Origin of the sequence: Pantoea sp. EKM20T (genome assembly GCF_011800485.1) — a bacterium.
In the GTDB taxonomy this organism is placed as follows: Bacteria; Pseudomonadota; Gammaproteobacteria; order Enterobacterales; family Enterobacteriaceae; genus Pantoea; species Pantoea agglomerans.
In genome coordinates this window covers 160887-183731 of record NZ_JAALFW010000006.1, presented here as the reverse complement: position 1 = coordinate 183731, position 22845 = coordinate 160887, and the positions used below count along the sequence as shown (strand labels likewise).

At 57.7% G+C, this 22845-nt stretch carries 19 protein-coding genes; 8 read left to right on the top strand and 11 right to left on the bottom strand.

Going from position 1 to position 22845, the window contains the following annotated elements:
- Positions 1–57: 57 nt before the first annotated feature.
- The 3 genes from parC (at position 58) to ftsP (ending at position 4686) form a co-directional block, all read left to right on the top strand.
- Complete coding sequence (gene parC / locus HFD94_RS12930; RefSeq protein WP_010671122.1) at positions 58–2331, top strand: DNA topoisomerase IV subunit A; 2274 nt, start codon at positions 58–60, stop codon at positions 2329–2331.
- Positions 2332–2376: 45 nt separating this feature from the next.
- Positions 2377–3114: a 1-acylglycerol-3-phosphate O-acyltransferase gene (locus HFD94_RS12925; RefSeq protein WP_010671121.1), complete on the top strand. Its 738-nt coding sequence runs from the start codon at positions 2377–2379 to the stop codon at positions 3112–3114.
- Between the two features lie 141 nt (positions 3115–3255).
- A complete protein-coding gene (ftsP, locus tag HFD94_RS12920) occupies positions 3256–4686 on the top strand; it encodes a cell division protein FtsP (RefSeq protein WP_010249023.1) in 1431 nt (476 codons plus the stop codon).
- Between the two features lie 98 nt (positions 4687–4784).
- On the opposite strand, the gene dkgA is transcribed toward ftsP, so the two are convergent.
- On the bottom strand, positions 4785–5609 hold the full coding sequence (gene dkgA, locus HFD94_RS12915) for a 2,5-didehydrogluconate reductase DkgA (protein WP_010249022.1): 825 nt from the start codon (positions 5607–5609) through the stop codon (positions 4785–4787).
- Positions 5610–5813: 204 nt separating this feature from the next.
- Between dkgA and HFD94_RS12910 the strand changes: the two genes are divergently transcribed.
- Positions 5814–6722: an AraC family transcriptional regulator gene (locus tag HFD94_RS12910; protein WP_010249021.1), complete on the top strand. Its 909-nt coding sequence runs from the start codon at positions 5814–5816 to the stop codon at positions 6720–6722.
- A gap of 32 nt (positions 6723–6754) precedes the next feature.
- On the opposite strand, the gene HFD94_RS12905 is transcribed toward HFD94_RS12910, so the two are convergent.
- The 5 genes from HFD94_RS12905 to HFD94_RS12885 form a co-directional block, all read right to left on the bottom strand.
- A complete protein-coding gene (locus HFD94_RS12905; RefSeq protein ID WP_010249020.1) occupies positions 6755–7417 on the bottom strand; it encodes a DedA family protein in 663 nt (220 codons plus the stop codon).
- A 210-nt stretch (positions 7418–7627) separates the two neighbouring features.
- Positions 7628–8818 (bottom strand): cystathionine beta-lyase, encoded by a 1191-nt coding sequence (gene metC / locus HFD94_RS12900; RefSeq protein ID WP_010671119.1) that lies wholly within the window; start codon positions 8816–8818, stop codon positions 7628–7630.
- 135 nt (positions 8819–8953) lie between these two features.
- A complete protein-coding gene (locus HFD94_RS12895) occupies positions 8954–10240 on the bottom strand; it encodes a TRAP transporter large permease (protein WP_022623879.1) in 1287 nt (428 codons plus the stop codon).
- Positions 10241–10254: 14 nt separating this feature from the next.
- Complete coding sequence (locus HFD94_RS12890) at positions 10255–10761, bottom strand: TRAP transporter small permease (RefSeq protein ID WP_167433186.1); 507 nt, start codon at positions 10759–10761, stop codon at positions 10255–10257.
- 48 nt (positions 10762–10809) lie between these two features.
- Positions 10810–11781 (bottom strand): TRAP transporter substrate-binding protein, encoded by a 972-nt coding sequence (locus HFD94_RS12885; RefSeq protein WP_010249015.1) that lies wholly within the window; start codon positions 11779–11781, stop codon positions 10810–10812.
- 351 nt (positions 11782–12132) lie between these two features.
- On the opposite strand from HFD94_RS12885, the gene exbB reads away from it, so the two are divergent.
- The 3 genes from exbB (at position 12133) to HFD94_RS12870 (ending at position 14842) form a co-directional block, all read left to right on the top strand.
- Positions 12133–12855 (top strand): tol-pal system-associated acyl-CoA thioesterase, encoded by a 723-nt coding sequence (gene exbB, locus HFD94_RS12880; protein WP_022623877.1) that lies wholly within the window; start codon positions 12133–12135, stop codon positions 12853–12855.
- Positions 12856–12861: 6 nt separating this feature from the next.
- Positions 12862–13284, top strand: coding sequence for a TonB system transport protein ExbD (gene exbD, locus HFD94_RS12875; protein ID WP_167433185.1), 423 nt, complete (start codon positions 12862–12864; stop codon positions 13282–13284).
- A 235-nt stretch (positions 13285–13519) separates the two neighbouring features.
- Positions 13520–14842 (top strand): MFS transporter, encoded by a 1323-nt coding sequence (locus tag HFD94_RS12870; RefSeq protein ID WP_061703105.1) that lies wholly within the window; start codon positions 13520–13522, stop codon positions 14840–14842.
- Here HFD94_RS12870 and HFD94_RS12865 read toward each other — a convergent pair.
- From HFD94_RS12865 to HFD94_RS12845, 5 genes are read right to left on the bottom strand one after another with little or no spacing between them, the layout of a single operon-like run.
- On the bottom strand, positions 14839–15816 hold the full coding sequence (locus tag HFD94_RS12865) for a spore coat U domain-containing protein (protein ID WP_122889606.1): 978 nt from the start codon (positions 15814–15816) through the stop codon (positions 14839–14841). The genes HFD94_RS12870 and HFD94_RS12865 overlap by 4 nt on opposite strands.
- Entirely contained in the window at positions 15813–18260 is a 2448-nt protein-coding gene (locus HFD94_RS12860; RefSeq protein ID WP_122889607.1) for a fimbria/pilus outer membrane usher protein, read from the bottom strand. Before HFD94_RS12860 ends, HFD94_RS12865 begins: the two co-directional genes overlap by 4 nt.
- A gap of 7 nt (positions 18261–18267) precedes the next feature.
- Positions 18268–18966, bottom strand: a complete 699-nt coding sequence (locus HFD94_RS12855; protein WP_010671112.1) for a molecular chaperone — start codon at positions 18964–18966, stop codon at positions 18268–18270.
- Between the two features lie 25 nt (positions 18967–18991).
- Positions 18992–19507, bottom strand: a complete 516-nt coding sequence (locus tag HFD94_RS12850) for a spore coat U domain-containing protein (RefSeq protein WP_010249007.1) — start codon at positions 19505–19507, stop codon at positions 18992–18994.
- Between the two features lie 22 nt (positions 19508–19529).
- The gene (locus tag HFD94_RS12845; RefSeq protein ID WP_033758818.1) at positions 19530–20099 is read right to left on the bottom strand and encodes a spore coat protein U domain-containing protein; all 570 of its coding nucleotides are present in this window, start codon (positions 20097–20099) and stop codon (positions 19530–19532) included.
- 543 nt (positions 20100–20642) lie between these two features.
- Between HFD94_RS12845 and HFD94_RS12840 the strand changes: the two genes are divergently transcribed.
- Positions 20643–22724, top strand: a complete 2082-nt coding sequence (locus HFD94_RS12840; protein ID WP_122889608.1) for a bifunctional diguanylate cyclase/phosphodiesterase — start codon at positions 20643–20645, stop codon at positions 22722–22724.
- Positions 22725–22845: the final 121 nt, after the last annotated feature.

The window sequence follows — 22845 nt, the reverse complement described above, 5'->3', positions numbered from 1 at the left end:
CCAAACCACCGCCGGGTGTCCCGCCGTTGTGGGCCACGATGTGAGGATGAGAAATTAATGAGTGAACTGACTCAGGATGGTGCAGAGCGTCTTGCCCTGCACACATTCACCGAGAATGCGTACTTAAACTATTCGATGTACGTCATCATGGACCGCGCCCTGCCTTACATTGGCGACGGATTAAAGCCGGTTCAGCGACGTATCGTCTACGCCATGTCCGAACTGGGACTGAGCGCCAGCGCAAAATTCAAAAAATCGGCGCGTACCGTAGGTGACGTGCTGGGTAAATACCATCCGCACGGCGACAGCGCCTGTTATGAAGCGATGGTGCTGATGGCGCAGCCGTTCTCCTACCGTTATCCGCTGGTCGATGGCCAGGGTAACTGGGGTGCACCGGATGATCCCAAGTCGTTTGCGGCGATGCGTTACACCGAATCCCGCCTGTCAAAATATGCCGAGCTGCTGCTGGGTGAGCTGGGTCAGGGGACGGTCGATTATCAGCCGAACTTTGATGGCACGCTGCAGGAGCCGAAGATGTTACCGGCGCGCCTGCCCAATATTCTGCTGAACGGCACCACCGGGATTGCCGTGGGTATGGCGACCGATATTCCGCCGCACAACCTGCGCGAAGTAGCTCAGGCCGCCATCGCACTGATCGACTCGCCGAAAACCACGCTGGAACAGCTGCTGGATATTGTCCAGGGGCCTGATTATCCTACAGAGGCGGAGATCATCACGCCGCGTGACGAAATCCGCAAAATCTATCAGACCGGTCGCGGCTCGATTCGCCAGCGTGCAGTCTGGAAGAAGGAAGAGGGCGAGGCGGTGATTACCGCGCTGCCGCATCAGGTGTCGGGCGCGCGCGTGCTGGAGCAGATTGCGAACCAGATGCGCAATAAAAAGCTGCCGATGGTGGAGGATCTGCGTGATGAATCGGATCACGAAAACCCGACCCGCCTGGTGATCGTTCCGCGCTCCAACCGCGTCGATCTCGATCAGGTGATGAACCATCTGTTCGCCACCACCGATCTGGAAAAGAGCTACCGCGTTAACCTCAACATGATCGGGCTGGATAACCGCCCTGCGGTGAAAAACCTGCATGAGATCCTGACCGAATGGCTGGTGTTTCGCCGCGATACGGTCAAACGTCGTCTGAATCACCGCCTGGATCGCGTGCTGCGCCGCCTGCATATCCTGGAAGGTTTGCTGGTTGCGTTCCTGAACATCGATGAAGTGATCGAGATCATCCGTACTGAGGATGAGCCTAAGCCGGTCCTGATGTCACGCTTTGGCATCAGCGAAACCCAGGCCGAATCGATCCTCGAACTGAAGTTGCGCCACCTGGCAAAACTGGAAGAGATGAAGATCCGTGGCGAGCAGGCGGAGCTGGAAAAAGAGCGCGATCAGCTGCAGGCCACGCTGGCCTCTGAACGCAAGATGAACACCCTGCTGAAAAAAGAGTTACAGGCTGACAGCGCCAGCTACGGCGACGATCGTCGCTCGCCGCTGCGTGAGCGTGAAGAAGCCAAAGCCCTGAGCGAAACCGAGCTGGTGCCGTCTGAACCGGTGACCATTGTGCTGTCGCAGATGGGCTGGGTGCGTAGCGCCAAAGGCCACGATATCGATCCAGCCGGACTCAGCTACAAAGCCGGCGACAGCTATCTGGCTGCGGCACGCGGCAAGAGCAATCAGCCGGTGGCCTTTATCGACTCCACCGGCCGCAGCTACACCCTGGATCCAACGTCGCTGCCTTCAGCGCGCGGGCAGGGCGAGCCGCTGACCGGCAAGCTGACGCCACCGCCGGGTGCGGTAGTTGAACAGGTGCTGATGGAGCCGGATGACCAGCGCCTGCTGATGGCCTCTGATGCGGGTTACGGCTTTATCTGTACCTTCAGCGATCTGGTGTCGCGCAACCGCGCCGGTAAAGCGCTGCTGACGCTGCCGGAAAACGCTCGCGTGATGACGCCGATGGCCGTCCATCATGAAGATGACATGCTGCTGGCGATCACCCAGGCGGGACGGATGCTGATGTTCCCGGTCGGGGAGCTGCCGCAGATGTCGAAAGGCAAGGGCAACAAAATCATCTCGATTCCATCCGCGGAAGCGGCCGCCGGTCAGGACAAACTGGCCTGGCTGATGATTTTGCCGCCGGGCAGCGCTATCACGCTGCACGTGGGCAAGCGTAAAATGCTGCTGCGCAGTGAAGAGCTACAAAAATTCCGCGCCGATCGCGGACGTCGCGGCACGCTGTTACCGCGCGGCCTGCAAAAAATTGATCGTGTTGAACTGGATGCGCCTGCGCGTCCGGCGAGCCCGGATAGCGAAGCGTAAACTACCCGGCTGACACCGCGTCAGCCGTGGCTCAATGAGGGAACTATGTTACTGATTCTGCGTGCCATTATTGTGGTCATCTATTCGATCTTAGTCTGTATATCTGGCTGTATCTGGTGTCTGTTTTCACCGCGTAATCCGCGTCATGTCGCCACATTTGGCCATCTGTTCGGCAAACTGTCGACGGTATTTGGCCTTAAAGTAGAACTACGCAGACCGGAAGGTGCTGAAAATTATGGTAATGCGATCTACATCGCGAACCATCAGAACAACTATGACATGGTCACCGCGGCTAAAATGGTGCAGCCCTGTACGGTGACGGTGGGCAAGAAGAGCCTGTTGTGGGTGCCGTTTTTTGGCCTGCTCTACTGGCTGACCGGTAACCTGCTGATCGATCGCGATGACCGTGCAAAAGCACGCGGCACGATAGGTCAGCTGGTAGATGAGTTTAACAGTAAGCGCATCTCCATCTGGATGTTCCCGGAAGGGACGCGCAGTCGTGGCCGCGGCCTGCTGCCGTTTAAAACCGGTGCCTTTCACGCCGCAGTGGCGGCGGGTGTGCCGATCATTCCGATTGTGGTCTCTAACACGCATGGCAAGATCAACCTCAATCGCTGGAAAAACGGGCTGGTGATCGTTGAGATGCTGCCACCGATTGATGTAAAGGCTTTCGAGTCGTCGTCGGTGCGTAAGCTGGCGACCCACTGTCGCGAACTGATGGCGGCAAAGCTGGAAGAGCTGAACGCCGAAGTCGCAGAACGCGAAAAAAACGGAAATATCTGACCGGCGAACCATTCGCCGAACTATCCTGCAGGGATGCCGCACGGCGGGGCACGTCCGCCCGCCGTGAACGCAGCACAGCAAAAACAGATCAATAAAAACAGGGTCGGCGCTTAGCGCCACGCGTAAAGGGTCAGAAGTTTTATGTCTTTCAGCAGACGTCAGTTCATCCAGCTTTCTGCCGGAGCGGCGCTTAGCGCCAGTGTACTACCTCATGCGGCGCGTGCCGCTTCTTCAGCTAATGGCGACACGCCACTTCCGGTTCCGCCGTTGCTGGAATCCCGTCGCGGTCAGCCGCTGTTCCTGACAATGCAGCGCAGCCACTGGTCTTTTAATGGCGACAACAACAAAGTGCCGGTGTGGGGCATTAATGGCCTCTATCTTGGCCCGACCGTCCGGGTTTACAGCGGCGATGACGTTAAGCTGATCTACAGCAACCGTCTGAACGAGCCGGTCTCCATGACTATCAGCGGCCTGCAGTTGCCGGGCGCGCTGATGGGTGGCGCGCCGCGTATGATGTCAGCCGGTGTCGACTGGTCGCCGGTGCTGCCGATTCGTCAGGCGGCCTCAACCTGCTGGTATCACGCCAACACGCCGAACCGCATGGCTCCGCACATCTATAACGGACTGGCGGGGATGTGGCTGGTGGAAGATGATATTGGCAGGCAGCTGCCGTTGCCGAAGCATTACGGCGTCGATGACTTCCCGATTATCATTCAGGACAAGCGGCTCGATAACTTTGCCACGCCGGTCTATGACCCGCCGCAGGATGGTGGTTTCCTGGGCGACACGCTGCTGGTGAATGGCGTACGCAATCCGTTTGTGGAGGTGTCACGCGGCTGGGTGCGTCTGCGTCTGCTGAACGCCTCGAATGCGCGCCGCTATGAGATGGTGCTCAGCGACAATCGCCCGTTTATGGTCATCGCCAGCGATCAGGGCTATCTGCCTGCGCCGGTGGCGGTGCAGCGCCTGTCACTGGCGCCGGGCGAACGCCGCGAAGTGCTGGTGGATATGTCGCAGGGCGATGAAGTGTCGATTACCGCAGGTACGGCGGCGGGCATTATGGATCGGCTGCGCGGCTTCTTTGAGCCATCCTCCATTCTGACGTCAACCCTGATCCTGACGCTGCGGCCAACCGGCTTGCTGCCGCTGGTGACGGATAATCTGCCGATGCGGCTGCTGGCCGATCAGATTCTGGATGGCGTGGCGGTTCGCACCCGTGAATTCCGCATCGGTGACAGCATGCCGGGCATTAACGGCGCGATCTGGGATATGAGCCGCATTGACACCACAGCACAGCAGGGCACCTTTGAGCGCTGGATCCTGCATGCTGACCGGCCACAGTCGCTGCATATCCAGGGCGTGATGTTCCTGATTAAAAGTGTGAATGGTGCACAGCCGATGGGCGAAGATCGTGGCTGGAAAGATACGGTGTGGGTCGATGGCAGCGTGGAACTGATGGTCACTTTCCCGCAAAGTTCGTCAGATCACTTCCCGTTCGTCTACTACAGTCAGACGCTGGAACTGGCCGACCGCGGTACTGCCGGTCAGCTGGTGGTGCAGCCCAGCGCATAACAGCGCGGTCAGGCAGGGAGAGCCCGCCTGACCGCGTTAATTGTTAGCTGCCCCAGCCGCAGGGCAGATAAGGTGAGCTCACCTGGTGACGCCCAGCCTTAGTTAAAGGTTTCCGGATCCGGCCCCAGACGATTGCCGCTGTCCAGCTTCGCAATATCGCTCACTTCATGCTTGTCCAGACGGAAGTCGAACACCTTAAAGTTTTCTTCAATGCGGGCTGGTGTCACTGACTTCGGAATCACCACCAGGCCGCTATCCAGATGCCAGCGGATCACGATCTGTGCCGGCGTCTTGCCATATTTCTTCGCCAGCGACTTGATGATCTCCTGATCGAAGACCCCTTTGCCGCCCTGCGCCAGCGGACTCCAGGATTCGGTCTGGATCTGATGCAGTGCGTTCCACGCATGCAGCGTGCGCTGCTGTAGCATCGGGTGCAGCTCAATCTGGTTCACCACCGGCGTGACACCGGTTTCATCCAGCAGTCGCTTCAGATGCGCCTCATGGAAGTTACAGACGCCGATACTTTTAGTCAGCCCCTGCTGCTGCAATTCAATCATCTTCTTCCAGGCATCGACATAATTGTCTTTTTCCGGGCACGGCCAGTGCATCAGATAGAGATCAACCTGCTCCAGTTTCAGTTTCTCCAGGCTGGTTTCCATCGCCTGCTGAACGTTCTGCTGATCGTCGTTCCAGAGTTTGGTGGTCACGAAAATCTCTTCACGCGGCACGTCAGTTTCCTGCAGTGCCTGGCCAATCGCCTCTTCATTCTTATAGGCGGCGGCGGTATCGATTGAGCGATAGCCGACCTCCAGCGCTTTCAGCACCGCATGACGTGCATCTTCAATGCTGGCCTGCCACACGCCGAGTCCGAGTTGCGGCATCATATTGCCATCGCGCAGTTTGATAATGGGTTGGTCTGCCATAGTTGCTCCTTTCCGTTGCGGTTAATCCGTGAGATTTCACTGTGCTTAAGTCTAGCCAACAATTCTCAGCCTGCTTAGCTGAGGCAACAACAGCGGTTCTGCCGCCATGCCCGATCCGGTAAATTTCTTGCCTGATTCTCCAGGCTGCTGGTGATTCAGGCATTCGCACGGCACACTGGCTTTTTGCCCGTAAAAGGAGTCGCTATGGCGCACGATGCCCTGTGTCACCGGCTGGCGCAGCAGGTCGTCACATTAATGACCCATGGTCACGACCGTCTTTGCCCGGTCGAAAATGTGTCGCTGATTTACGCTAATCAATATCGTCCCCGTACGCCGATGATGTATCAGCCCGGCATTGTGATCCTGTTTCAGGGCAGCAAAACCGGCTATCTCGGCAGCACGGTGTTTCAGTATGACGCCAGCAAGTACCTGATGCTCACGGTGCCGCTGCCGGTGGAGTGCGAAACCTGGGCCTCGCCAGAGGTGCCGATTGCCGGGCTGTGCCTTAATGTCGATACCGCCAGCCTGCAGGATCTGCTGATTGAAATCGGCGATGACGATCAGTTCCAGCCCCAGCCGCAGACCTCGGGGATCCACTCGGCGTGGCTGACGGAACCGATGCTGTGTGCCGCTGAGCGGCTGCTTGATGTGATGACCCAGCCGCGCGATGCGCGGGTGCTGGGGCCGCACATCGTGCGGGAGATTATCTACTACGTGCTGACTGGCCCGATTGGTGGTGCGCTGCTCTCACTGGTGAGCCGACAGACGCAATTCAGCCTGATCGCGCGTGCCCTGCGACGGATTGAGAATCACTATGCGGAAAACCTCAGCGTCGATGCGCTGGCGGCGGAAGTGAACATGAGCGTTTCAGCCTTTCACCATAACTTTAAAGCGGTTACGCAGACCTCGCCCCTGCAGTATCTCAAGCGATATCGCCTGCATCAGGCGCGATTACTGATGCTGCACGATGGACTGAAAGCGAGTGCAGCGGCGGTGCGGGTTGGCTATGAAAGTCCCTCACAGTTTTCGCGGGAATTTAAGCGCTATTTTGGCGTGACGCCAGGGGAAGAGGTGAATCGTGTGCGGCAGACGGTAGCGGATCCGTCCGCCTGAGTGGCGGCGGATCCTGATGCTACGCGCTGACGTCAGGCCTGTTTCTGCCGACGCTTTTTCCAGATAACCAGAATGCTGCCGAACAGCCCGAGAAACAGCAACACCATCGGCAGTATCATCAGGATCGCCATCACCTGATCTTCATGACGCTTGATGAACGGCACCTGGCTGATGCCATAGCCAAACGTCACGACGATGCCAACCCACAGCACGCCGCTGAGCCAGTTGAACAGTTGAAAGCGACCATTCTGTAAGCCCGCAATGCCCGCCATGGTTGGCAGGATCGTCCGGATGAAAGCCAGAAAACGGCCGACCAGCAGCGCCATCAGGCCGTGACGGTTAAACATATTCCAGGCGCGCTGGTGATACTGCGCCGGCAGATGCATCAGCCAGCTCTTCACCAGCCGGGTATTCCCCAGCCAGCGACCCTGCAGATAGCTCAGCCAGCAGCCCAGGCTGGCGGCGGTGGTGAGGATCACCATCGTCGGCACAAAATCCATCACCCCTTTTGCCACCATCGCACCCGCCAGCAGCAGCAGGCTATCGCCCGGCAGGAAAGAGGCGGGTAACAGCCCATTTTCCAGAAACAGCGTCAGGAACATCACGCCGTACACCACCCACACCACATCCGGATTTGCCAGCGCGGCAAAATCCTGATGCCAGAGCGCGTGGACAATCTCGTGTAAAACACCCATTTGCTATTCCATCACGTCACAAGGAACTATCCGTCTGCATTCAGGCAATCGGTCGCGGCGCTGCGCAATAAATGCAGCGACCTCACTGATGACCTGAACGGTCTGGGATAAATTTTAACAATAAATGAGCAGCAGCCCGGCAAACTCTGCGGGTGGCCGCTACCCGGTTCATCTTCTGTTTAGCGTCTGTTTATCTTTTGCCTGAGTTTATTAACGCGTCAGGCGTGCAAAACCGGCGTCCAGGTCAGCCAGCAGATCGTCAACGTGCTCCAGACCAATATGCAGTCGCACCAGCGTACCGGTGAAGTCGACTCCACCCGCCGGACGAATCGCGGCCAGCTCTTCCGGCTGATTCGCCAGGATCAGCGATTCATAGCCGCCCCAGGAGTACGCCATGCTGAAATGATGGAAGTGATCGAGATATTCCGCCAGCTGGGGCGCGCTGAGTTTTTCCTGCAGGATAAAAGAGAACAGGCCGCTGCTGCCGTTAAAATCACGCTGCCAGAACTGATGACCTTTGCTCTGCGCCAGCGCCGGGTGATTAACCCGCGCCACTTCGGGACGCGCTGCCAGCCACTCTGCCACCTGAATCGCGCTCTCTTCATGCTGACGCAGACGGGTGCCCAGCGTGCGCAGCCCCCGACTCGCCATGTAGGCGGTATCGGCATCGACCATCTGACCCATCAGATAGGAGTTCTCGCGCAGCTGATCGATACAGCGCGCATTGGCGACCGCCGTGCCGATCATCGCATCGCTGTGACCAATCAGATATTTGGTGCCCGCCTGAATCGAAATATCGATGCCGTGCGCCAGCGCATCAAATAAAATACCGGCCGCCCAGGTGTTGTCGATCATAATGATCGCCTCGGGCGCTTTGGCGCGAACCGCCGCCACAATCGCCGGAATATCCTGAACTTCCATCGTGATAGAGGCAGGCGATTCCAGGAAAACGACCCGGGTATTGGGCTGCACCAGCTCACCGATTTCACTGCCGATGCAGTGATCGAACCAGCCCGTTGAAACCTGCAGCTTAGTCAGGATTTTAGTACAGAAATCCTGGGTCGGTTCATAGACTGCGCCACTCATCAGCACGTGGTCGCCCGCCTCGACAAACGCCAGAATCGCGTTCGCCACGGCAGCCGCGCCACAGGGGTAGAGCACACAGCCTGCGCCGCCTTCCAGCTCCGTCATCGCATCCTGCAGCGCAAAGTGCGTCAGGGTGCCACGACGGCCATAAAAGAGTTCGCCTTTTGCCCGACCGGCGGTGGCGCGTTTCTTCTCCGCGACCGTATCAAAAACCAGCGAGGAGGCCCGTTGAATCACACTGTTCACCGAACCCTGGGTATAACGCTTGCTGCGTCCTGCACTGACGAGCGTGGTATCAATTTTTCTGGTGGTCATGAGTCGCCTTTGCCGCTTCTGACTAAGCCCTCACGTTACCACGAAACGACCAGCAGGGTTGAGACTCAATGGTGATTATCAGAGTGCTTCGCAGGATGAAAATCGGGTCCGCCACCGGACCCGATTTTGCCGACGCTACATCACGCCCATCAGGCGCGGTAACCAGAGGGAGATGGCGGGAATATAGGTAATCAGCATCAGCACGATAAACAGCATGCCGTAAAACGGCAGCATGGCTCTGACCACCTGCTCGATTTTCTGCTTACTGACCGCACTGGCGACAAACAGTACCGTACCGACCGGCGGGGTGATCAGGCCGATCCCGAGGTTAGTCAGCATGATCATGCCGAAGTGAACCGGATCGACGCCAAGCGCGGTAGCGACCGGCAACAGCACTGGCGTCAGGATCAGGATCAGCGGTGCCATATCCATCAGCGTTCCCACCACCAGTAGCAGGATATTGATACACATCAGGATCACATATTTGTTATCGGAGAGGCTGGTGAACGCCTCGGTGATAATCGTCGGCAGTTGCATAAAGGTCATCACCGCGCCAAACCCGGCCGCGAAGGCGATCAGCACCATCACGATGGTGACGGTTTTAATGGTGCGGAACAGCAGGATATGCAGCTGGCTCCATTTAAAGTCGCGGTAGATAAACATGGTGACGAAAAAGGCCCAGATACAGGCGATCGCGGCGGACTCCGAGGCGGTAAAGATGCCGGAGAGAATACCACCCATAATGATCACCACGGTAAACAGGCCCCAGAACGCGTCGAAGAAGATTTTCAGCGCCTGACGAAACGGAATACGTTCTCCTTTGGGATAGCCGCGTTTATGGGCAAAACCCAGGCACATTATCATCAGGCAGCCACCCAGCAGCAGGCCAGGAAAGATACCGGCAACAAACAGCGAGGAGATGGTCACCATGCCGCCGGTCGCCAGCGAGTAAATCACCGAGTTGTGGCTGGGTGGCGTCAGCACCGCCTGCACTGAGCCGCTGGCGGTGACGGCGGCGGCGAAATCACGCGGATAGCCTTTCTCCTCCATCTGCGGAATCATCACCGAGCCAATCGAGGCGGTATCGGCCACCGATGAGCCGGAAATCGCGCCAAAGAAGGTCGAGGCGACAATGTTCACCAGCGACAGGCCACCGCGAATAAAGCCGACAAAGATATAGGCGAAGTTGACCAGCCGCCGGGCAATCCCGCCCTCCGCCATAATCGCACCCGCGAGAATAAAGAACGGGATAGTCAGCAGCGAAAATTTGTTAATGCCGTTGGTCACCTGAATCACCACCGCTTCCAGCGGCAGATCGATCCACCAGGCGCCAATAAAGGCGCTCAGCCCCACCGCAAAGGCGACCGGAAAACCCACCATCAGCAACACCAGCAAACTGCCTATCAAGATCAATGCATCCATTTTTCTGCTCCGCGTTAGTGGGTGCCGCCCAGCGTGACAATCGGCCGCTGGCTCTGATCGCCGGTCAGCAATCGCTCAACAACAAACAGCAGGGTGAAGATCGCGCCAATCGGGATCGGCAGATACATCTCACCGTAAGTCACTGCCGGTAATGAAGCGAGCGTCTGCACCCACATCGCTTCGCACAGGCTGTAACTGGCCTGAAAGATCACCAGACAGGTGAGGATCATCAGCAGATCGCTGACGCGCAGCATCAGGCGTTGCCGGGCGGGTGACAGGCGATCGGTGACCATGGAAACGCAGATATGCGTTCCGGCCCGCAGTCCGACCGGTGCGCCAATAAACGTAAAAATGATCATGCAGATAATGGCCACCGGTTCCGGCCAGGAGAGCGCGCCGTTCATCACGTAGCGGGCGAAGATCCCGATCGGGATCACCGTCACCATAATCATCAGTGCCACGGCGGCCACCAGCATGCAGAGCAGATAGAGCCCATCCATCAGACGTGTATAAGCAGCCATAATTGATACCTGATTAAGCACGCCACACGGCAGTGTGGCGCGGAAGGGTTATTTCACCTCAGCGATCCGGGTCATCAGATCCTGATATTTGCCGCCAAACTGATCGCGCACCGGCTGGGTCGCTTTGACGAAGTAGTCGCGGTCGGTCTGCTGGAAGGTGACGCCACCCGCCTTCATTTTGGCGATCGACTCTTCGGTATAGGTCGCCCAGAGCTGGCGCTCCTCATCCTGCGCCTCTTTGCCGAGCTTCTTCAGTAGCGCCTGATCCTCAGGTTTCAGGCGATCCCAGGCGCGTTTTGAAAACAGGATCATCTCTGGCTGGATAAAGTGGCCGCTGAGGGTGTAGTACTTCGCCACCGGCATATAGTTATGGGCGACAAAGGTCGGTGGGTTGTTCTCGGTGCCATCGACCACGCCGGTCTGCATCGCACTGAACACTTCACTGACGCCCATCGCCACCGGATTCGCGCCCATCGCTTTCAGGGTCGCCAATGAGATGGCGCTGTTCTGCACCCGAATCTTCATGCCTTTCAGATCTTCCGGTTTTGCCAGCGGCTTCTTGGTGATCATGTTGCGCTCACCGGCATCGGTCCAGCCCAGGAACACCATGCGGGCGTTGGGATCTTTATCGAATTTGTCGGCAATTTCGCGACCTATCTCGCCATCCAGCACTTTGTGCATGTGGTCAATGTCGCGGAAAATGTAGGGCAGGGTCAGCACGCTGGTTTCCGGGGCGATCGAGGTGACTGGCGCCAGCGACACACGGATCATGTCGATTGCGCCCAGCTGCACCTGTTGCAGCGTCTGATCTTCGTCCCCCAGCACGCCACCGGCGAAGAGCTTCATCTCCAGCCGTCCATCGGTGGCCTGTTTGAGTTTGTCGCCCATGTGCTGCAAGGCGACCACGGTCGGATAACCGGCAGGCTGGACTTCAGCCACTTTGATCACCTGTGCCGTGGCGGTGGCGCTCATCATCATCGCCGCCAGGGCACTGGCCAGGCATGTTTTCGTCATTCTCATTATTTTGTCTCCCGCTGAGGTAGGACGGCGTCCGGCGTCGGGGGCTAACCGGAGAGAACCGTGTGGAGCCAGCATAGTGAAAACGCGCGCCAGTAAAATGCGGCAATGCTGATTGAATGAATGCCATCACATTTTGAAACGATGTTTTAATAAATTTTCATGCAACTTCACATTTTCGAAACATCCTGTCAAAAGTGTTTAAACCTGGTCAATTGCGGGTAAATGGCGTCGATCAGCTTTGTAAATACTAATGAGAACTACTATCAATTCGCCGTCGTTTTGCTATTATTCGCGCTTGTCTCGCATCCCTGAATCAGAAGTTGGAGAAGCAGCGTGGTAGCCAGTGATTTGATGCAAACGGACCTCTCCGTTTGGGGCATGTATCAACATGCCGATATCGTGGTAAAGGTGGTCATGATTGGCCTGTTATTGGCCTCAGTGGTGACCTGGGCGATCTTCTTCGGCAAATATGCCGAACTCAGCGCCGCTAAGCGCCGCCTGAAGCGCGAGCATCTGGCGCTGGGCGAAGCCCGCAATCTGAATGACGCCGCCCGCATTGCCCAGTCGTTTACCGGTCACAGCCACAGTGTGGTGCTGCTGAATGATGCGCAGAATGAGCTTGAACTGTCGGCTGGCGTGGAAGATACCAACGGGATTAAAGATCGTACCAGTTTCCGCCTTGAGCGCCGCGTCGCTGCGTTCAGCCGTCATGCAGGCCGGGGCAATGGCTTCCTGGCGACCATCGGTTCGGTTGCGCCGTTTATCGGCCTGTTCGGCACCGTATGGGGCATCATGAACAGCTTTATCGGCATCGCTAAAACCCAGACGACGAACCTTGCGGTTGTTGCACCAGGTATCGCCGAAGCGCTGCTGGCAACCGCGATTGGCCTGATCGCTGCGATTCCGGCGGTGGTGATCTACAACGTCTTTGCCCGCATGATCGCCAACTACAAAGCCTCGCTGGGTGATGTCGCCGCTCAGGTGATGCTGCTGCAGAGCCGTGATATCGATCTGGGCACCGTCGCAACTGATGTTCCGCGTCCTGCGACGGCTCAGAAACTGCGCTTAGGGTAAGTTCTTATGGCAATGCGATTAAACGACGATCTGGAAACGGATGGTGAAATGCATGAGATCAACGTGACGCCGTTTATCGACGTCATGCTGGTTCTGCTGATCATCTTTATGGTGGCCGCGCCGCTGGCCACGGTAGACGTACGCGTCAATCTGCCCGCCTCAACCAGCGCGCCGCAGCCGCGCCCGGAAAAGCCGGTTTACCTTTCGATTAAAGCGGATAAGCAGCTTTATGTCGGTAACGATCAGGTCATGCCGGAGTCGCTGGTTAACGTGCTGACTAACCAGACCCAGGGCAACAAAGAGACCACCATTTTCTTCCAGGCGGATAAGTCAGTCGATTATGAAACGCTGATGAGCGTGATGGATAAGCTACGCACGGCGGGCTATCTGAAAATTGGTCTGATGGGCATGGAAACCGTGAAGAAATAGCGGGTTATCCGGCTCAGGAAAAAGGCGACTGTTCAGGTCGCCTTTTTTTATGGCTGCTCTCCAGCCCTATAAAATCAGGCAAATCAGGGCCAGGGTAATCACTTATGCTCCTCGAACTGACTTGTTAATTAGTTGTTACTTATGTACATGGGTTTGTAAAGTGCAATGGTGAGCCAGGTCACATTAATCCCGCATCAGGCAGGCTAAAACGGCTAAAAAACAACAGGAAGCCGTTATGAGTCACACCCCCTCTTTACAAAAGCCGCCGAAAAGTGCCGCCCGAACCATCTTCACCGTCACCAGTGGTAACTTCCTGGAGATGTACGATTTTATGGTGTTTGGCTACTACGCCACCGCCATTTCAAAAACCTTCTTTCCCGGCGATGACCCGTTTGCCTCCCTGATGCTGACCCTGATGACTTTCGGTGCAGGCTTCCTGATGCGCCCGCTGGGGGCGATCATCCTCGGTGCCTACATCGACCATCATGGTCGTCGTAAAGGGCTGTTGCTGACGCTGGGCTTAATGGCGATGGGCACCCTGACCATCGCGCTGGTGCCGGGCTATGCCACCCTGGGCGTGGCAGCGCCGATTCTGATCCTGCTGGGACGGCTGTTGCAGGGCTTCTCGGCGGGCGTGGAGCTGGGTGGCGTGTCGGTCTATCTGGCCGAAGTCGCGCCCAAAGGACGCAAAGGCTTTTTCGTCAGCTGGCAGTCAGGCAGCCAGCAGATTGCGGTCATCTTTGCTGCTCTGCTGGGTCTGATGCTGAATCATCTGCTGGCGAAAGAGGCGGTGACGGAATGGGGCTGGCGTATCCCGTTTGTGATCGGCTGTCTGATTGTGCCGTTCCTGTTCTATATCCGCCGGATGCTGGAAGAGACCGAGGCGTTCAGCAAACGTAAACATCATCCGAGCATGACGGAAATTATGCGGTCCGTCGCCAGTAACTGGGCGCTGGTGCTGGCGGGGATGCTGATGGTGGTCACCACCACGGTAATGTTCTACATGATCACCGCCTTTACCCCGACCTTTGGTAAAACGGTGTTGATGATGAGTGACAAGCAGGCGTTTCTGGTGACGCTCTGTGTCGGTGTCTCAAACCTCATCTGGCTGCCGCTGATGGGGGCGTTGTCGGACCGCGTCGGACGCCGTCCGCTGCTGATCATTTTTACCCTGCTGATGATTGTCACCACCTGGCCGGTGCTGCACTGGCTGGTGGGATCGGCCAGCTTCGCCCACCTGCTGGAAGCGGAACTGTGGCTGTCGTTTCTCTATGCCAGCTATAACGGTGCGATGGTGGTCTATCTGGCGGAGATCATGCCTGCGGAGGTGCGCGCCGCCGGTTTCTCCATGGCTTACAGCCTGGCGACGGCGCTGTTTGGCGGCTTTACGCCTGCCATCTCCAGCTATCTGATTCACGCCACCGGTGACAAAGCAATGCCGGGCGTCTGGCTGACCTTTGCCGCAGTCTGTGGGTTAATCGGCACGTTGCTGATTGGCCGGATGGTGAAGCAGTATCAGGCCCGTCACAGCGGCACGCCGGTCAGTGCTTCACTCTAAAACGACAAATCGACCACCACGCTGTCGCTGTAGTTTCCGGCTGGCGGCGTGTTCTGAGTGGTCAGGATGCGCGCGGTGTAGTTAAAACCGCGCGTCAGTCCATCCGTGGATACCGCCGTCGAGGTGGTACTGCTCCAGCGTTCAGTGCCTGCCGATCCCCAGCGATTGCTGGTGGTGCTTTTATAAATTTCATAGCTCAGCCGATTCGCGCCGCTCGCCATATTCCTGACGCTGCCCACCGGATAACTGCCGTTGCTCAGCCCGACGGTATAGGTGCTGCCTTTGCTGCACAACACGTTGATGGTCTGTGACACGGCGGAGAAGCTGCCGACCAGCGGCGCGCTGCCAAAGCTGATATTCGGCGCGGTAATGGTGGTGCAGTCATTGGTAAGAATGGCGGTGATATTAACCGGGATGACACCGCTGCCGTTCTGCTCGCTTAAACAGACATTGCCAATCGCAACGCTGGTGCAGATGCGATAAGTCACGGCCATATTCAGCGTCAGCTGGTACGTCCCGGCGGCGACCACCTGACCGGGAACGGTGCGCAGATAGACCGGGATGGCGAAGTTAAGGCTGCCCAGCAAACCCGCCAGGTTGATCAGGGTCTGCGAACCATAGACAAATGGCGTGCCGCCAATCGTCAGTTCGGTAGCGCAGGCCGTGTCGGTGCAGAGCCGCACCGGCACATTATCGCTGCCGGTATCACCGCTGCGTTTCAGCGTACCACGCGTGCCGTTGCTATTGGTCGCGCCCGTCAGCTGAAAGGTGATCTGGTTATTGCCCAGCAGCGACAGCCCGGCACCCGCGCCACAGTTGACGTTGGCATTGGTGGTGGTGGAACTGACGGTGGTGTTAGCCACAAAGGTTGTGACTGAACCGAAACTGGCGGTCGATGCGGGCAGGGCGCAGGCGGCGTAGCCCAGCGACGGCAGTAAGAGTAGCAGGCCAGCCAGTATCACAGATTTCATCATGGTCGGTTTCCGGACGTAAAAGATTCAGCGGGAGAGGGGGCGCTGCCTGCGGCAGGGGCGGGCAACGCACAGGTCAGGGGGCCGTAAGTTTTCAGCGCCTGCGGCTGACCGCTGGCGATGCGCAGTTCGGTTTCGCACTGGCGGCCATCGGGCGTCACCACCTGCATCGGGTTACTGGCGGTGAGATCTTCCATCCAGACGATGCCATCCCAGCCGACATACTCGGTGGGATGATCGGGACGCTGCACCAGGCTTGATACCGGCAGCGGCTGGCCCTGCGCATCGACCAGGATTACGCTGGCTGAGCGCAGTTTCTCCACCGGGAAGTTGAGCAGATAGCCGCTCTGGCGTTTCACCGCAAAGCGTTGCTCAACCCGTGGCGTGGTCATATCTGCCGGCAGGTCGAGGGTGTCGATATCATATTTGGCCGGGTAGTAGCTGCTGATGGCGGGCACCAGCAGATAACCCTGTTGATTGGTGCGTCCCATCGACTGATTCTCGTAGCGCACGTTAACGTCGGGATAGTTGGTCTTCACCAGCACAAAGGCGTCGTTGATCTCGTTAGCGGCAAAGACGCTGTTGTCCATTAACACCAGCGCACCCGAGAGATCGGCCCACTGGGTGAGGTTATCATCATCGCCATAGAAGCCCGCCGAGGTATCAATCTGGTTGTTGCGATAGCGCAGGCTGCCCTGACGATAATCGCCGCTGTCTCCGCTCTGATTCGCCCAGGAGGCATCCCAGGCGAACCCGCCGTCGCTGGGCATGGCGCGTGAGGCATAAACGCGCTGACTGTCGCGGCCACGCTGGTCGCGTTCGTTGCTGAGGGCAACGCTGCCCTGTTCGCCAAACGGGATCACCAGCGAAATCGCCCCGGTCCAGCTTCTCTCCTGCTGATCGCGGCTGGCCGAGACATACAGACTGCTGTTACCCCACAGATTTTTACTCCATGAGAGGTTCCACAGCCGGGTGCGATCGCCCTGACCGTCGGTGATGTCGATGAAGGCAGCACCGACGCTGCCAAAGCGGTTCAGCGAGACGCTGGCGCTGTACTGAGCACTGCGGCGTGAGAGTGCGTAGCGGCTATCCGCCTGGCTACCGGCACGGCTGCCGACCAGCGCCAGATTGCCGAAGTCGCTGCTGCGCTGGGTCTGTTGAGTGCCGATGTTGAACCAGCGGTTGTTGTACTGATATCCCCAGCTATATTGCCTGCCGCTCTCGCCATCGAGCTGACTTTGCGCCACCGCGCCGTTGACCACGCCCCAGCTGCCGACGCGCAGCTGACCACCCAGCCCGCCCATCGCCAGCGTTTCGCTGCCTTCGGCGTGGCTCTCCAGCGTCAGCCAGTCGGTCATACCGTAACGATAAGAGCCACTGGCCGCTGCCTCACCATAATCGAAGTTCTTTATGCCGTAGTTTTCGCGGATTGCCCCGGCAGAGAAGGCGTAGTCCGACAGCCCCGATTTCAGCAGGTTACTGGAGACGTAAAACGGCATGGTGGTGGTAACACGGCGGCCAACCGCATCGGTGGTGGTGATCACGGCATCACCCGCGCCGTTAACGAATGGCACATTGGTCATCGACCAGGGGCCAGGCTGCACGTTCGCCTGGCTGGAGCGATAGCCGTTGATAAAGAGATCGACGGTGGAAGGCACGGCGGCCTGACCGGAAAAAGCGGGCAGCGGATAGGTCACCAGATCGGGACGGACGCTGAAGTCGCGACCGACGCGGATGCCACCAAGACGCACGCTGCTGCTCCAGGCCAGCGAATCGGTGACCAGATCGCCGACCCGCCAGCTTACCGCCGCATTCTCATCTTCATTGCTCCACCAGGTGTCGTAGCGGATATAGCCATCATCCTGATAAGTCGTACTGCCTTCCAGCTGCTGTTGCCAGACGCCATTAGTGGAGAAATGACCGGCATCACCAAACAGCCGCAGTTCGTTCCAGGCGGACAGGCGGGAGCCACTGTTATCCGTGCGGCTGGCGTAAAGATCATAATTCATCAGCGCGCCGCTGCTGGTACGGCCCGGATAGCGCGGTCCGTTCTTCGCCTCGCCAATCACCTGACCGGGCAGCCACTCAGGCGGTACGGTCAGCAGCAGACGCTGTCGCGCAGCGTCATACTCTACTTTGATGGGTTGCAGGCTGCTGACATCGACCTGCGGCTGCTGGCCCAGCTTATCCGCTGGCAGGCCGGCACGCTGCAGATCGCCACTGCGAATCCAGAAATGACCGTCGCGCTGCTCTGCCGGCACAATATTGCCGTTCTCCTGCTGGTTAATCACCAGCTCCAGCATATATTGCTGACCGTTGCTGCTGGTCTGCAGGCTGGGCGGCGGGGGCAGGGATGAGTAAGTCTCCGCCAGCACAGGATCCGGCGTAACAGCGTAAATGACGCTGGCCACGGCCAGCGCGCAGGGATGCAGGGAAAACGGTCTCATTCAGCGCTTACTTCTGGGCAGCGCTGCGCCACTGGCTCTTGTTAACCTCTGCGGTGAGTTCGCCGCTTACTGGCGAGGTGAGCGGCCAGCGGTGATAGCTGTCAGCCAGCACATAGCCGTATAAGCCTTCGCCCAGTTTGCGACCACCAATCGCCACATTGCTCAGCCGGGCGTGACCGCTGCCGCTGTTGGTTAACTGGAGCCAGCGCCTGCCTCCCTCGCTGACCTGTTGCCAGCGCAGAGCCGGGCGAGCGCTGTCTGTATTCAGCCCGGTACCATAAACAAACAGCGGCACCGAATAGCGCATCTGGAAGGTCAGCCCGGCCTGATTCTCGCCGGGGTTACGCGGGGTGGGGATCTCATCCAGCACCACCCGATAGGCCAGCTCTTTACCGGCCGCAGGCGGCGTCTGTTTAATCAGCCTGACCAGCTGTTTCTGGCCTGGCTCCATCCGCACCATCGGCGGGCTGGCGACTACCTGCTGCTGAGTCTGATACTGCTCCTGGCCATTGTTCTGCTGCCAGCTGAAGACGCGGATCTGCATCATGGTGGTGCTGTTACCGCGATTCTCCAGCCAGAGTTCGCTGGCTTTTTCTTCAGGATTAATGGCGGGATCGATGGGCCAGATCATGACCGAATTCGCGGCGAAGGCCGGGGAGAGCAGGGTGGAACTTAGCAGCAGCAACAGGGCGCGCAGTGGCTTCATGATCATATCCTTGTTTTCTATCACCTCACCAGCTCAGGGTGACGGTCAGCGTGTCGGTATAAACGCCGGCGCGCGCAGTGCCGGGCAGTTGTAGCTGACCGTAGATCGGCAGCGTAATGTTATTGGCATTGCTATAACTCAGCGGCACCGCCTGGTTCACCGGGATCACCGTGGTGCGGCTGGCGTTGCTAAAGAGCGTGTAGGGAACGGTGTTGCTGAAATTGGGCAGCTTCAGGTTACGGGTCGTGGTGAAATTGTTGCCCTGATTAATGCTCATGCTCAGCGTTGTGCCTGGCGTACAGGCGAGATTAATCGAGGTGCTCTGCAGATAGCTGGCGTTGACGGTATTCGCCGCCACGCCAGACTGCGTGCCGAAATTAAGCGTGCCAAAGACGCCGGTATTGGTACCGGATATCACGCAGCCTGCCACAATCGACGCGGTAACCTGGAAGGTGCTGGTTGGCAGACTCCAGGCGCTGATACTCCCTGTCAGCAGGGGCAGACCGCATGCGATCGTCAGGCAGGATCGCCAGAGAACCACCCGTATTTACCTGCGACAGCAGTTAATAGTTCACGGCAACGTTAATAGTGTCGGTATAGGTTCCGGCAGGGATCAGGGGGTTAAAGCCGCCGCCGACCACCCGGCCATAGATGGCGTAGTTGGTCCCCAGCGTCGGATCGGTAGTACCGCTGGCGGCGATAGGCGTATTGTTGGCGATCGCCGTGGTAAAGGAGGCATCACTGTAGAGGGTATAGGCGATGCCCTGCGCATTATCCGATCCCAGTACCAGATAACGCGGCGATGCAGAGGCGGTGCCGTAGATGGTCGCTGGCGCAGCATTGCTGCTGGTGACCACCACGTTGTAATCCTGACCGGTGGTGCAGCGCACAAAAATACCGTTACCAGCCGCACCGACCAGTGTGGCGTTCAGGGTATCGAACGTGGCTGCGCTGCTACCAAAGTTCAGGGTACCGAAGTTAACGCCCGCCGTAGCCGACTGGCCGTTCACCAGACAACCGGTGGTCAGGGTTAACGTGGCATTGATGGTTCCCGAGGTCGTCGCCGCCTGGGTTAATGACGGAATAGCGACAGTTAATCCTGCAGCGGCAAACAGAAAAAGCTTGAGTTTCATAATATTTCCTTACGGATTATCCAGAGTCAGTGCTTTTTCACCCGGTGTTTATTAACGATTCAACCCAAAATAAAGGAAATAAAATAACAAGGGAGGCAGTGCCGCTATCTTAAGAAAAATCTTAGACTTAAGAATGCTGATTTATATCAGTTTTACTTACTATAGATCAGTTAAAGCGTTACGCGAAGCCTCGCTATTTATTTTTGATTAATCAAAACGTCACTCCGGCCGATAACCCAGTAACAGCAAGGCGCGAAGACGAGGCGATAAAACAAAATTCTTTGTTTTTTCGGTATCTGGCATGCTTTCTGCTTCGGTGATATGTTCCTGTACCAATCAGACATAATAACGGTTTACCGGCTTGCTCTGCGGGCGGTTAATAAGATGCAGGTTATAAATGGCCAGCGTCGGCGGGCGCGTTTTGCCCGGCCTTCAGGACAATAAAATACCGAAATTTAATCACTTTCACCCATCGGGTGTTTTCAGATCACTTATCAGACTGTACACAGCACCCGTTTCTCCGCGGGTGGTGAGGAGTTGCACATGTTGCCTGTCACCTGGGATAGCGTCCTGATCTGCGTTTCGCTGATCGTGGTGTTCATTGCCTCTTTTACAGCCCTGGATACTGCCGGACGGGTAGCGGTATCCCGTGGCTGGAGCGCCCGGTTCTGGCTGTTGGTGGGCGGCATCGCAATGGGGATTGGCGTCTGGGCAATGCACTTTATCGGGATGCTGGCGATGATGATGCCGATGATGATGCGCTATGACACGCGACTGACGATCCTCTCGCTGCTGGTGGCGATCCTGGCGTCTGTGCTGGCTTTTGGCCAGACGGTGGGTGGCCTGCATCTCACCCGCCAGCGGCTGCTGCGCGGCACGCTGATCCTGGGCGCGGGTGTGGTGGTCATGCACTATCTTGGTATGTATGCCCTGCTGATTGAACCGCAACCGGAGTGGAATGCGCTGCTGGTGGCGCTCTCTGTGCTGATTGCGTTTGCGGCCTCTGGCCTGGCGCTGTGGCTGGCCTTTCATCTGCGCCAGGGCGATCATCATCTGATGCTGATGCGCGGGCTGGCCTCTCTGGTCATGGGCATCGCCATCGCCGGTATGCACTATGTAGGTATGGCGGCAGCAGAGTTCAGCCACAGCAGTATGATGCAGCCGCACGGCGTCAGTAATGCGGGCCTGGCGGTGTGGGTGACGCTGATTACCCTGACTATTCTGGGTATCACTCTGCTGAGTTCGATGCTGGATGCGCAGCTGCGCGCCGCGCGTCTGGCGACCCGCCTCAATCGCGCTAACCAGGAATTGCGTCAGCTGGCGATGCATGACAACCTGACCACGCTGCCCAATCGTGTAATGCTGGAGCAGCAGCTCGATCTCGCCATTAAACAGGCGATGCTTAATGAGCATCGCTTTGCCGTGATCTATATGGATCTCGATGGCTTCAAAGCGGTCAATGACACATGGGGACATCACGTCGGTGACCGGTTGCTGGTGGCGGTGGCGGAACGGCTGTGCAGCCAGCTCAGCAACACGATGCTGCTGGTGCGTCTGGGGGGCGATGAATTTGTGCTGATGGCTGAGTGCGATATCAGCGCAGCCCGCCAGCTGGCGCAAAAACTGGTTAAAGTTATCAGTTCGCCGTTTGAACTTGACCGCTATGTGCTGCACGTTTCACTCAGCGCGGGCATTGCGATCTTTCCGCTGCACGGTCGCAACCGGCAGGAGCTATTGTTTAATGCTGATGCGGCGATGTATCACACCAAACACAGCGGACGAAACGGCTGGTGCCTGTTTGAACCGGCCATGAGCGCCGCGACGCAGCATCAGCTGGAGCTGGCGAACGATCTGTGGGAGGCGATAGAGCGCGAGCAGATGCGGCTGTTCTATCAGCCGAAATTCTGTTCCGGCGGCACCAGGTTAATGGGATTCGAGGCGTTGTTGCGCTGGCAGCATCCGCAGCGCGGTTTACTGACGCCTGAGCTGTTTCTGCCGCGCGCCGAAAAAACCGGTCAGATTATTGCGCTGGGTAACTGGGTGATCGGGGAGGCCTGCCGTCAGCTCAGGATATGGCACAGCCAGGGCCACAGTGACTGGACGGTATCGGTGAATCTCTCCGCGTTGCAGTTTCACCAGCGTGATTTACTGACTATCCTGACGCAGACCCTGGCGCGTAACCAGTTGCCAGGCAGCGCGCTGATGCTGGAGATCACTGAAGCGATTGCCATGCGCGATCCCGCTTTCAGCCAGCAGCGCATTCGTGAATTGCAGCAGGCGGGTGTCAGCGTCGCGATTGATAACTTCGGCATCGGTTATGCCAACCTGCTGCATCTCAAAGATCTGGATGCCAGTGAACTCAAAATTGATCGCAGCTTTATCAACTGTCTGCGGCCCGGCAGTGAAGATGCGACCGTGGTCAGCGCCATGCTGACCCTGGCGCAGAGCCTCAATCTGCGCATGGTGGCGGAAGGGGTGGAGACTGAAGAGCAGCAGCATTTGCTCACCAGCTTAGGCTTTGATGCGTTGCAGGGCTATCTGCTGGGCAAGCCGACGCCAGCGGACCGGGTTGAGGCGCTGAGTTTTCCCTCACTGCGACAGCCGGTGGCGTCACTGTCCGGCTGACTGTGTTGATAGCAACGATAGATTTCATCACTCAGAATGAGTGGAAGGATGCAGGGTTCGCGGCTCATTAACCGCCGGGCTGTGCCGATAACTAAGAGAATAATTTTAAAACCCTCTGCCC